At 43.6% G+C, this 12,513-nt stretch carries 11 protein-coding genes; 9 read left to right on the top strand and 2 right to left on the bottom strand.

Annotated features, from left to right (window positions below):
- The first annotated feature begins 103 nt into the window (after positions 1-103).
- Genes ACOQOA_RS07690 through nqrF form a run of 6 tightly spaced genes read left to right on the top strand, consistent with a single transcriptional unit; the run spans position 104 to position 5,947 of the window.
- Positions 104-1,447: a Na(+)-translocating NADH-quinone reductase subunit A gene (locus ACOQOA_RS07690; protein ID WP_420548059.1), complete on the top strand. Its 1,344-nt coding sequence runs from the start codon at positions 104-106 to the stop codon at positions 1,445-1,447.
- A gap of 3 nt (positions 1,448-1,450) precedes the next feature.
- Positions 1,451-2,650, top strand: a complete 1,200-nt coding sequence (locus tag ACOQOA_RS07685; protein WP_218048857.1) for an NADH:ubiquinone reductase (Na(+)-transporting) subunit B — start codon at positions 1,451-1,453, stop codon at positions 2,648-2,650.
- Entirely contained in the window at positions 2,643-3,449 is an 807-nt protein-coding gene (locus tag ACOQOA_RS07680) for a Na(+)-translocating NADH-quinone reductase subunit C (RefSeq protein WP_420548058.1), read from the top strand. The genes ACOQOA_RS07685 and ACOQOA_RS07680 overlap by 8 nt, the downstream gene beginning before the upstream one ends.
- Complete coding sequence (locus tag ACOQOA_RS07675) at positions 3,449-4,102, top strand: NADH:ubiquinone reductase (Na(+)-transporting) subunit D (RefSeq protein ID WP_155155274.1); 654 nt, start codon at positions 3,449-3,451, stop codon at positions 4,100-4,102. Before ACOQOA_RS07680 ends, ACOQOA_RS07675 begins: the two co-directional genes overlap by 1 nt.
- 1 nt (position 4,103) lies before the next feature.
- On the top strand, positions 4,104-4,712 hold the full coding sequence (gene nqrE, locus ACOQOA_RS07670; RefSeq protein WP_155155273.1) for an NADH:ubiquinone reductase (Na(+)-transporting) subunit E: 609 nt from the start codon (positions 4,104-4,106) through the stop codon (positions 4,710-4,712).
- An 11-nt stretch (positions 4,713-4,723) separates the two neighbouring features.
- A complete protein-coding gene (gene nqrF / locus ACOQOA_RS07665; RefSeq protein ID WP_155155272.1) occupies positions 4,724-5,947 on the top strand; it encodes an NADH:ubiquinone reductase (Na(+)-transporting) subunit F in 1,224 nt (407 codons plus the stop codon).
- 62 nt (positions 5,948-6,009) lie between these two features.
- Here nqrF and ACOQOA_RS07660 read toward each other — a convergent pair whose 3' ends face one another.
- Positions 6,010-6,678: a TetR/AcrR family transcriptional regulator gene (locus ACOQOA_RS07660; RefSeq protein WP_420548057.1), complete on the bottom strand. Its 669-nt coding sequence runs from the start codon at positions 6,676-6,678 to the stop codon at positions 6,010-6,012.
- A gap of 163 nt (positions 6,679-6,841) precedes the next feature.
- Between ACOQOA_RS07660 and ACOQOA_RS07655 the strand changes: the two genes are divergently transcribed.
- Genes ACOQOA_RS07655 through ACOQOA_RS07645 form a run of 3 tightly spaced genes read left to right on the top strand, consistent with a single transcriptional unit; the run spans position 6,842 to position 11,261 of the window.
- Entirely contained in the window at positions 6,842-9,178 is a 2,337-nt protein-coding gene (locus tag ACOQOA_RS07655) for an efflux RND transporter permease subunit (RefSeq protein ID WP_420548056.1), read from the top strand.
- A 23-nt stretch (positions 9,179-9,201) separates the two neighbouring features.
- Positions 9,202-10,020: an outer membrane lipoprotein-sorting protein gene (locus ACOQOA_RS07650; RefSeq protein ID WP_420548055.1), complete on the top strand. Its 819-nt coding sequence runs from the start codon at positions 9,202-9,204 to the stop codon at positions 10,018-10,020.
- Positions 10,020-11,261 (top strand): hypothetical protein, encoded by a 1,242-nt coding sequence (locus ACOQOA_RS07645; protein ID WP_420548054.1) that lies wholly within the window; start codon positions 10,020-10,022, stop codon positions 11,259-11,261. Before ACOQOA_RS07650 ends, ACOQOA_RS07645 begins: the two co-directional genes overlap by 1 nt.
- A gap of 15 nt (positions 11,262-11,276) precedes the next feature.
- On the opposite strand, the gene ACOQOA_RS07640 is transcribed toward ACOQOA_RS07645, so the two are convergent.
- Positions 11,277-12,506 carry a PepSY-associated TM helix domain-containing protein gene (locus ACOQOA_RS07640; protein ID WP_420548053.1) on the bottom strand — a complete coding sequence of 410 codons (1,230 nt, stop codon included), beginning with the start codon at positions 12,504-12,506 and terminating at the stop codon, positions 11,277-11,279.
- Positions 12,507-12,513 lie beyond the last annotated feature (7 nt).

Raw genomic sequence — 12,513 nt, 5'->3', positions numbered from 1 at the left:
GGGGCGGATACAACAAAAAAATTCGCATTCTCACAAAAAATCCTTTGAAGAGACTGGATATTTATCGCATAAGAGCAAAAAAATTATATAGGACTGCTAAACCGTGCAGAATTTTTCGCTAACTAAAGGTCTAGATCTTCCTGTGCTAGGTGCACCGTCGCAGGAAATCGATGACGCAGTATCCGTTGGCTCTGCGGCCATTCTGGGTGCTGATTATGTCGGCCTTAAACCGCGCCTTGCGGTTAAGGAAGGGGACACAGTCGGTGTAGGTTCCCCAATTTTATCCCATAAAGATACCCCTGATGTTTTGGTAACATCCCCCGTGTCCGGTCGCGTACGTGCTGTGAACCGTGGTGAGCGCCGTGTATTGATCAGTGTGGTTATTGATATTGATGAAAAAGCGGCAGAGCCCGTTAATTTCTCTGATATCGGGGATGCATCCACCGCTGATGGCTTAAGTGCGCGTCTTTGTGCTTCTGGTCTATGGACCTCTTTCCGTACAAGACCATATTCCAAAGTACCTGCATCGGACGAACGTCCTGCAGCTATTTTCGTAACGGCGACGGATAGTGAGCCTCTGGCGGCTGATCCAACACCGATCATTGCAGAACAAGCTGAGGCATTCCGCAAAGGTTTAGAAGCAATTACAGTTTTAACCGAAGGCACAACTTACCTGTGTCAGCCATCAGGTGCTGATATCCCGGGTGCTGATATTAAAGGTGTTGTGGCTGCTGGTTTCTCTGGTCCACATCCATCTGGTTTGGCTGGAACACATATTCATTTCTTGGAGCCACCTGTTGGCGATAAATCTGTATGGACTATTGGTTATGCGGATGTGATCGCCATTGGTAAACTGCTGGAGACAGGTTTCTATGATCCAAGTCGCGTAATCGCCTTGACGGGGCCACAATGTGCGAAGCCACGTTTGGTTCGTACCATTGCAGGTGCGTCTATGATGGATTTGCTAGAGAAAGACCTGCCAAGTGATCTTCCGGTTCGGATGATTTCCGGCTCTATTCTAAGTGGTCGTGCTGGTGAAGGTACGTCTGCTTATCTAGGGCGTTATGCACGTCAGATCACTGTGATTGAAGAAGATCAAAAGCAAATTCCGATGGGTTGGATTCGTCCAATGGCATCTAAATTTGCCATTCAACCGGTTCTTGGTTCCGCTTTTTCAAGAAAGCTATACGCACTGACATCCAACTTGAATGGTGGTCGTCGTGCGATGGTGCCAACAGGTACGTTTGAACGTTTGATGCCGCAGGATTTCTTACCAACACAATTGTTACGTTCCTTGTTGGTGATGGATACAGATCAAGCACAAGCGCTGGGCGCGTTGGAACTTGATGAAGAGGATTTAGGCCTGGTTGGCTTTGCCTGCCCTGCTAAATACGAATATGGCCTCGCGCTTCGCGATTGCCTCACCAAGATTGAGAAAGAGGGTTAAGCCGTGGGTCTTCGTAACTTTTTCGATCGTATCGAGCCGCAATTCCTAAAAGGCGGTAAATACGAGAAATTCTTCCCTGTTTATGAAATGGTGGAGAGTTTCCTATACACACCAAAAACAGTGACAACTGTGGCACCGCATGCGCGTTCTTATGTAGATATGAAACGCATTATGACCTATGTGGTGATCGCAACTATTCCTGCGATCCTGTTTGGTCTTTATAATGTGGGCTATCAAGTAAACACAGCCTATCAAACTTTTGAGCCATCTGGATGGCGCGCTGGTTTGATTGATTTGTTGGGGATCGGTTTTAACCCGGCAAATCCGGTTGGTAATATCCTGCATGGTCTCACTTATTTCTTACCAATTTATCTGACAACTTTGATTGTTGGCGGTATTTTTGAGGTAATCTTTGCCACAGTTCGCGGTCATGAAGTGAATGAAGGTTTCCTTGTAACGTCTATGCTTTACGCATTGATCATGCCGCCAAGCGCGCCATTATGGCAAGTTGCCTTGGGTATCGCTTTTGGTGTTGTGATTGGTAAAGAGGTTTTCGGTGGTACTGGTAAAAACTTCCTGAACCCGGCTTTGACAGGCCGTGCATTCTTGTATTTCGCCTATCCTGCGCAGATGTCAGGTGACACAATCTGGACACCCGTTGATGGTTTCTCTGGTGCGACAGCCCTTTCTGTTGGTGCATCTAACGGTTTTGAAGAATTAGGTGCCTATGGCATTGATTGGATGAGCGCTTTCCTTGGCACAATCCAAGGATCTATCGGTGAAACATCTGCCTTGGCATGTTTCATTGGCTTAGGTTTCTTGTTGATTACCAAGATCGCGAACTGGCGCCTGATTGTTGGTTGTTTAGGGGGCATGATCGGTTTCTCTCTATTGCTAAACTTTATCGGCTCTGAAACCAATCCAATGTTTGCAATGCCTTGGTATTGGCATCTGGTAACAGGTGGTTATGCTTTTGGTTTGGCGTTTATGGTGACTGAACCTGTTTCTGCCAGCCATACAAATGCCGGTCGTTACATTTATGGTGCCTTGATTGGTTTCATGGTGGTGATGATCCGTGTGATCAACCCAGCCTTCCCGGAAGGTATGATGCTGGCGATCTTATTCGGTAACGTCTTTGCGCCATTGATTGATTACTTCGTTGTCCAGGCCAATATTAAACGGAGGGCTAAACGCAATGCATGAGCATAATGAAAATAAAGGGCTTCTGCGTCGTTTCTTGGATTTGCCTGCGGATTCTGTACCAAAAACTGTCTTTGTCGCGGTTACAATCTGTCTGGTAGCTTCCATGGTGGTATCCGCTGTTGCCGTATATTTGCGCCCTATTCAAGAAGTAAACAAACTTAAGGATAAGCAAACAAATATCCTTCAGGTGGCTGGCCTTTATGAAGAAGGCTCAGATGTGGTTGAAGCCTTTAAAGTGTTTGAACCGCATGTTTTGGAAATTGAAACAGGTAAATTTACGGATCAGTTTGACGCCGCCACATTTGATGATCGTGCTGCTGCTGATGACCCAGCGACTTCTGTTGCGTTGACGGATGATCCAGCTTCCATTGGTCGCCAGTCCAAATTTGTGACTGTTTATCTACTTCGCAATGAAGATGGCAGCTTGGACAAAGTAATCTTGCCGATCCATGGTTATGGTCTTTGGTCTACGCTTTATGGTTTCATTGCTTTGGAAGAAAACGGCAATGATATCTTTGGTCTGCAATTCTATAGTCATGGTGAAACACCGGGCTTAGGTGCGGAAGTTGACAACCCACGTTGGAAAGCCTTGTGGAATGGCAAGAAATTGCATGACGAAGACGGTGTTCTTCAGATCACAGTGGCAAAAGCAGCACCAGCTGCGGGTCAGGAGTTCTATGTAGACGCTTTGGCGGGCGCGACTTTGACCTCTAACGGTGTTGATAATCTGGTACGTTTCTGGATGGGTGAAGCAGGCTATGCGCCGTTCTTATCCTCCCTTAAAGAAGGAGACCTGTAATGTCTCAGTCTAGTAAAGATTTAATTCTTGATCCTATGGTGGATAACAACCCGATCACCTTACAGGTATTGGGTATCTGTTCCGCCTTGGCGGTAACTTCGTCTCTACAAGTTTCCTTGGTTATGGCGATTGCGGTAACATTGGTGACTGGTTTCTCCTCCATGTTTATTTCCATGATCCGTAACCACATTCCGGGCTCTATTCGGATTATCGTACAGATGGTGATTATTGCGTCTTTGGTGATCATGGTTGATCAGATTCTGAAAGCTTATGCTTATGAAATCTCTAAAACCTTATCGGTATTTGTAGGCTTGATTATTACAAACTGTATTGTGATGGGACGTGCCGAAGCATTTGCGATGAAAAACCCACCTGTTGCTTCCTTCATTGATGGTGTTGGTAACGGTTTGGGATATGGTTTGATCTTAATGTTGGTTGGTTTTGTCCGTGAATTATTCGGGGCTGGTTCTTTGTTTGGTGTGACCATTCTTGAAACAGTGAATAACGGCGGCTGGTATGTACCAAATGGTATGTTGTTATTACCACCATCTGCTTTCTTCGTGATCGGTTTGATCATTTGGGCGTTCCGTACATGGAAAAAAGATCAGGTTGAAGAACGTGAATATAAAATTCAAGCGGTAGAGGAACACTAAGATGGAAGAGCTTCTCTCATTAGCCGTAAAGGCAGTCTTTGTCGAAAACCTCGCGCTGTCATTCTTCTTGGGTATGTGTACCTTTATCGCTGTCTCTAAAAAGATCGCAACAGCGATTGGTTTGGGTATTTCCGTGATGATCGTGCAGGCATTAACCGTACCTGTGAATAATTTAATCCTGACTTACTTGTTGGCACCGGGTGCCTTGGCATGGGCAGGATTTGAAAATGTTGATCTGACCTTCTTGGGCTTGATTTCTTATATCGGGGTGATTGCGGCCTTGGTTCAGATTTTGGAAATGGTTTTGGATAAGTATTTCCCACCACTATACAATGCCTTGGGTGTATTCCTTCCATTGATCACAGTGAACTGTGCGATTATGGGCGGTTCCTTGTTCATGGTTGAGCGTGATTACAACTTTGCGGAAGCTGCGACATATGGTGTGTCTTCCGGTTTTGGTTGGGCTTTGGCAATTGTGGCCATGGCAGGTGTACGAGAAAAACTGAAATATTCTGATATTCCTGATGGCCTGCAAGGTCTGGGTATTACCTTTATCACCGCAGGATTGATGGCTATGGCCTTCATGTCCTTTAGCGGCGTGAAACTGTAAGGGAGGCGAGAATGGCAACTTTTGGATTAGGCATTCTGCTTTTCACCTTGATCGTACTAGCTTTGGTAACGATCATTTTGGCGGCGCGTTCGCGTCTGGTGTCTACAGGTAATGTGAATATTACAATTAACGGCGAAAAAACTGTTTCAGTACCAGCTGGCGGTAAATTGCTGCAAACACTGGCAGAACAAAAATTATTTGTTCCATCTGCTTGTGGTGGTGGTGGTACCTGCGCGCAATGTCGTGTGAAGGTACATGCAGGCGGCGGGTCTATTCTGCCAACTGAGGAAAGCCATATCACCAAGCGTGAAGCCTCTTGCGGGGATCGTTTATCTTGTCAGGTTGCTGTAAAGCAAGACATGGATATCGAAGTACCGGAAGAAGTTTTCGGTGTGAAGAAATGGGAATGTACTGTTCGCTCCAATGAAAATGTGGCGACCTTTATTAAAGCTTTAATTTTGGATCTGCCGGAAGGTGAAGATGTGAATTTCCGCGCGGGTGGTTATATTCAGATCGAAGCGCCTGCCCATAAACTGTCTTACAAAGATTTCGATGTTGAAGAAGAATATCGCGAAGATTGGGACAAGTTTAATTTGTGGCAATTTGAATCTGTGGTTGATGAGCCGGTTGAGCGTGCATATTCCATGGCTAACTACCCTGAAGAAAAGGGTATGATCATGTTGAATGTTCGTGTGGCGTCGCCACCTCCAGGTACGCAAGGGATTCCTCCGGGCAAGATGTCGTCCTATATCTTTAACCTGAAGCCAGGTGATAAAGTGACAATTTCCGGTCCGTTTGGTGAGTTCTTTGCCCGTGAGACAGAAAAAGAAATGGTCTTTATCGGTGGTGGTGCTGGTATGGCGCCAATGCGTAGTCATATTTTTGACCAATTGAAGCGTTTGAAGAATAAGGATCGTAAGATCACATTCTGGTATGGCGCGCGTTCCAAGCGTGAAATGTTCTTCGTTGAAGATTTCGATGAATTGGCAAAAGAATTTCCGAATTTCACATGGCATGTTGCGCTATCTGATGCACTGCCTGAAGATAACTGGGATGGTTATACAGGTTTCATTCATAATGTACTTTATGAAGAATATCTGAAGAACCACGAAGCCCCAGAGGATTGTGAATATTACATGTGTGGTCCTCCAATCATGAACTCATCAGTGATCAATATGCTCCTTGATATGGGCGTTGATCGCGATGATATCATGCTTGATGACTTCGGTGGTTAAGATAGAAATAAAAAGGCCTGAGAATTTTCTCGGGCCTTTTCTTTTAAAACTGAATTTGCTGATTAACAGCAGGACGTGAACAGTGAGACGACCTGATCTACATGTTCCTTGATTTCTTTCTCTGATGGAGGTTTAGCGCCAAACATACATTTCAAATGGTTTGGGCCAAGCAAAGAGGAGATAAAGGATTTCGCTGCAATGCATGTATCCTGAAACTTCGTCTCGCCTGTGCCATTGGTATGTTCAAAATAAGCTGTAAGCATATTTTGCGTCATAACAGGACCTTGATTGTAGAAACTTTCGCCGATCTCCGGGAATTTATCTGCCTGGCCAATCATGATGCGCAACATCGCCAGAACTTCTGGATCATAAATATATGTAAGAAAAATGTTACCAAATATGGTTAAGGTCTCTTCGACAGATTTATCCTTTGGAAGGAGGTCGCAGGCATCCATTTCGGTTTCATCAATGATTTCGCCTCTTTTACTGGCGCAAAGATCATTCATGATACTGGCAAAAAGATTCTCTTTGGACTGATAATGGCTATAAACGGTCCGTTTGGATACACCCGCTTCTGCAGCGATCATATCCATGCTGGCTATATCAAAACCTTTTTCTAAAAAAACTTTCTTGGCTGCATTAATAATTTGCAACTGTTTTTCTTCTGATCTTGTTAACGTTTTCAATGCGTTAGTACCAAACGCCATCATCGGACACTCTACTTTTGCCACGAATACCTCCAAAAAAAACTGCACCGTGTAGTTTACTTTTGATTTATTCTGTAATACTACACTGTGTAGTTTACTTCTTTTAGATTACAAAATCAATCTGTACAAAGAGGAAACATACATTTTTTTAAGGGAATTAGTTAGCCACTCGCTGAAAGGGATGGAGATGAGTAAACTAATTAATAGTTTGACGCTTGGCTTTGCCAAAGGCGTTGTAAAGTGGCGCTGGCTGGTATTGCTATTCAGCGTTGTTGCAGTTTTAGCGCTTGCATCTGGCGGGCGTTTTTTGGCATTCACAAGTGACTATCGTGTGTTTTTTGGCGAGGATAATCCTCAGCTTCAAGCCTATGATGGTTTACAAGATATTTATACAAAGACCGATAACGTTCTTTTAGTTATTAAACCAAGTGAAGGTACTGTTTTCACCAATAAATGGCTTCAGGTAATCCAACAGGTTACAGAAGATTCATGGCAGGTGCCTTATTCAATTCGTGTAGATTCTCTATCTAACTTCCAACATACAATCGCTGAAGAAGATGATTTGATTGTTGCGGATTTGGTGGAAGAAGCTGGTAGTCTAACGAATGCGCAATTGAAAGAAATTGAAGCTGTTGCACAAAGAGAACCAGTTCTCGCCCGCCGCTTGATTTCTGAAGATAGCAAAACAACAGGGATTAATATTACCCTGCAATTGCCTGAAGATGATCAAATCGCGCTGACCGAAGCAGTTGAATATGCTGAAGGTATGGCGACAAGTATTGAGAAACAATATCCAGAATTGGAAGTCGCCGTAACTGGTCGTGCACCATTAAGTAACTCCTTCCCACGTGCGTCTCAAAAAGACATGGGTTCATTGATCCCGATTATGTTTGGTATTATCGTATTGGCACTGGTTGGTTTCTTACGTTCTATTTCTGGTACAATCGTCACCCTGATGGTGATTATTCTTTCTGTAATGTCTGCGATGGGTTTCGCAGGACATACAGGCGTGAAATTAACGCCACCTTCTGCGATGGCGCCAATCATCATTCTGACCATTGCGATTGCCGATTGTGTGCATATCTTAATTACGATGTTGCATGAAATGCGCATGGGTCGCACTAAACGTGAAGCGATTGTTGAAAGTCTTCGTGTGAATACCCAGCCTGTATTTTTGACTAGTTTCACGACTGTCATTGGTTTTTTGAGCTTGAATTTCTCTGATTCCCCGCCATTTGGTGATTTGGGTAATATTGCGGCTGCAGGTGTTGTTGCAGCTTGGGTATTGTCTATGACATTCTTGCCAGCCGTTGCAGCGATCATTCCTTTCCGTGTGAAAGAAGTGAAAGACGACGCATCTGGCTTTATGGGTAAATTCGCGGAATTCGTACTTGTTCATCGCACCAAGTTATTGGTAGGGATGACAGCTGTTGTCGTGATTATGATTGCGCAAATCCCGCGTATTGAACTGGACGATCGATTTGTTGAATATTTCGACCATTCTATTCCATTCCGTGTGGATAGTGATTTTGCACGTGAAAATCTGACAGGTATTTATGATCTGGAATTTTCTGTTGGTGCCGTTGATTCCGGTGGTATTTCCGATCCAGAATATTTGGCGAAACTGGAAGAATTTACATTGTGGCTACGTGATCAGCCGGGTGTGGTTCATGTGAATGTATTTACAGACGTTATGAAGCGTTTGAACAAATCCATGCATGGTGATGATGAAAGTTACTATAAAGTACCAGAGGGTCGTGAATTGGCCGCACAATATCTGCTGCTTTATGAAATGTCTTTGCCATATGGTTTGGATTTGAACAGTCAGATCAACGTAGATAAATCTGCAACCCGTGTTTCTGTAACATTGGATAACGTAAGTAGTGAAAATATTCGTGGTCTTGCAGTAAAAGGTAGCGAATGGTTGAAGCTAAATGCGCCTGAATATATGTATGCTGATGGATCGGGTGCATCCGTTATGTTTGCTCATATTGCAGATCGTAATATCAAATCAATGTTAATCGGTACCGCACTTGCCTTTGTGTTGATTTCTATCTCTATGGTTGTTGCATTGGGTAGTTTGCGTATTGGTTTGATTAGCTTGATCCCGAATATGTTACCTGCGGCCATGGCATTTGGCTTATGGGGTGTATTTGTGGGACAAGTTGGTTTGGCTGTATCTGTTATTGCCGCAACTAGTCTTGGGTTGATCGTAGATGCGTCCGTGCATTTCCTTAGTAAATATGTACGTGCACGCCGTGAACGCGGTGAGTCCCCTGAAGATGCGGTTCGTTATAGTTTTAAAACTGTTGGTATGGCGCTTTGGGTAACCACAGCTGTATTAATGATGGGCTTTGGCGTGTTGTTCTTCTCTTCCTTCAGCTTGAATGCGGATATGGGATTGTTGACGGCGATTACTATTGCGATTGCCTTGGCTGTTGATTTCTTATTGTTGCCTCCGTTACTACTTCTATTAGGTGGCAAGAAACCAATGACCAATGCTGTGCCGCAAGCGGCTGACTAATGAATTTTACTAAGGAAAAGAAAATGAAAAGTTTTAAAAAACTAGGTTTCTCTTTCGTTGCGTTGGGCCTTTTGGCCCTCGCATCCCCATTATTGTCTTCAACTGCTATTGCGCAAACCGATGAAGAAAAAGGGTTGGAAATCGCAACAGAATGGGACAAACGTGACCATGGTTTTGGTGACTCACAAGCGACCATGCAAATGGTGCTGGTCAATCGCCATGGTGAAGAATCCAAACGTGAAATGCGTCAAAAGGTTCTTGAGGTTCCAGGATTGGATATCGGTGATAAAAGCCTGACAATCTTTGACAAACCACGTGATGTGAAAGGTACAGCTTTCCTAAGCTTTGCCAAAATTCTGGACCCGGATGATCAGTGGTTATATTTACCAGCATTGAAACGTGTAAAACGTATTTCTTCTAAAAACAAATCTGGGCCTTTTGTGGGGTCTGAATTTGCGTTTGAAGATTTATCCGCAAATGAATTGAAGAAATATACATATAAATATCTACGTGACGAAAAATGCGGGGACTTGGAATGTTTCGTAGTTGAACAATATCCAACTTATGAAAATTCCGGTTATACAAAGACAATTGTTTGGTATGACAAAGACGAATATCGCCAACAAAAGACAGAGTTCTATGACCGTAAGAAGACATTGTTGAAAACGCTGACATATTCAGATTTTAAACAATATCTAGGTAAACACTGGCGTGCACATAAGATGGATATGGAGAACCATCAAACAGGCAAGAAAACACATTTGGTTTTCACAGAGTTTGAATTTCAAACAGGTCTTAAAGATGGTGACTTCAACAAGAATAGCTTGAAAAGAGCACGCTAATGTCAAAGAAACTGGCGAAATCACTGTTTCTGACCAGCTGCATGGCCACCCTTTCCATGGGTGGCCTAAGTCAGTCTGTGCTAGCAGATGATGATACCTATTTTGAATTTTCCGGTTTTGTTGCGGCAGATTTACGGGTTTTTCCTAATGATGCCATTCAAACAGGGCAGGAAGATCAAACCCTCAATAGTTCCTTGGTTCTGCAGCCTGAAATGCTGTACGAATGGAATGGTGGGGATGACCGTATTGAGTTTAACCCATTTGCGCGTCTTGATAGTCATGATGAAGAGCGCAGTCATTGGGATATCCGGGAGCTGAACTATTTACATATCAATGATGGCTGGGATGTGGTTGTTGGCGTCGATAAAGTGTTCTGGGGGGTGACAGAATCCCGTCACTTGGTTGATGTTATTAACCAAACAGATGCTGTCGAAGATGTTGATGGTGAGGATAAACTCGGACAACCAATGATCAATCTTGGTCTTCAACAAGATTGGGGAAATATCAACGCATTCGTTTTACCTTATTTCCGTGAAAGAACATTTGCAGGAATAGATGGGCGTTTACGCGGTGGTTTAGTTGTGGACACGGATCAGGCAGTTTATGAATCTTCCCGTGAAGAAAAACATGTAGATTATGCATTGCGTTATTCTCACGTTGTTGGGGATTGGGATTTAGGTGCCTCGTATTTCCGTGGTACCAGTCGTGACCCACGTCTTGTGGCAGGTACGGATGGTTCAGGTAATACGGTTTTAATACCACATTATGATCTGATTGATCGCGCAAGTATTGATGTTCAAGCAACTATCGAAGAATGGCTTTGGAAGCTGGAAGCGATTTATGAACATGCAGATAACTATGATTCCTTTGCGGCGATGACCGCAGGTTTCGAATATTCCTTCTTTGGTGCGATTGATGATGTGGGCGATATCGGCGTCTTACTTGAATATCATTATGATGGTCGAAATGATTTGGCGCCAGCAACCATGTTTGATGATGATATTTTCGTTGGAACACGTTTGACGTTGAATGATGAGGATGACACCAGCTTCTTGGGCGGTGTTATTTATGACCCTTCCTCGAAAGCGACTTCTTTTAGTGTTGAGGCGGAAACAAGATTATCGGACTTCTGGTCGATCGAACTAGAAGGACGTATGTATCAGAATATTGGCGAAGAAGAACTTTTATATAGTTCACGCGATGATGATCATATTCAGCTTAGATTAACTCGTTACTTCTAAGAAAAAGGCTTCGATTTACGAAGCCTTTTTTGTTTCTTTGAATTTGGGTTGTTTGGCTTTCTTTTTTCGCCACCAAATCAGAACGCCCGTGATCGTGATCATTGCAACAAATAGACCAATAATAGTGACCGCAATGCGATAGGGTATTCCCCAAATACGGGCGATATGTAAGGTGTTTAACCAGAGGGTGAAGGTATTACCAGTCGCCATGCTTGTGGGTAAAAAATAACCACGTTCCTCGCCGGTTGATGCATCCACATAGACCCAGCTTTGACCATAAATATCATTGATGTCGAGATTGGTTCTAGACATCAGTCTAAACGTGTTTTTATGGGGATAATATTCCATCCTTTCATGGGCGATGATCTCAAACCCTTTTTCCTTAGAAAGCGATTCTAGATAACGTGCCGCAGTTTGATACCCTTTTTCCCATCCCATCTCTGGCGAGGTTTTTTGCTGAGCAAGTTCAACTTCTTTCAAACGAGGTGGAAGCTTAAATTCCATCATTGTCGACATGGTCGGGAAATAAACTTCATATTGTAAAGTCATGGCAAAACTGCTGAGCGCAAAGATGGATAAGCAAATCCATGCCCATAAACTGCCTGCTGTGTGTAGATCAAAGGTGATTTTATGACGTCCTCCCCACCAACGAACTTTCCATGCCTTTCCCCATCGTTTTAATCGGGATGTCTTGCTTTTCGATTTTGCAGGGAAGGTCAAGACAATGCCGGTAAAACAATCAAGCAACCAAAGGATTGAAATAACGCCTAGAATATAAGTCCCAACTCGACCGAGCGTTAGTGATTCATGTAAGCGATAGAGGAAGGGAATGAGATTAATTGAACCTTGGCTGATATCACCCCATTGTCTTGTGGCAAGTATTTCGCCGTCACGACGATCAACGAAAATCTCGTTAAATCCCAGTTTCATCTTTGTGCCATCTGGTTGTGTTTTAGGCTCAATTAGAAAAAGAGTTACATCTGGTGAAGATGGTTGATGCAAGAGCATCCAATTCACACTTCCGTCAGGAAACTTATCATCAACCTTCTGTCTTAACTCAAAATCAGAAAGAGGCGGAAATGATTTATCCGCCAAGTTTGATGGGAATGATTGTTCATGAATCCAAGTATCAAGTTCATGATACCAAACAAGTACAACGCCAGTCAGGCTGGTGATGATCAAGAAACTTGCCATAACCAGCCCTACATAGCGATGCAGAACAACTAATTTCTGCCGAATTTTCATTTTTCCG

The organism is Curvivirga sp., assembly GCF_965219885.1.
GTDB lineage: Bacteria > Pseudomonadota > Alphaproteobacteria > UBA8366 > Aestuariispiraceae > Curvivirga.
Note: the sequence above shows the minus strand (reverse complement) of the source record. Positions and strands in the feature narration are given on the sequence as shown.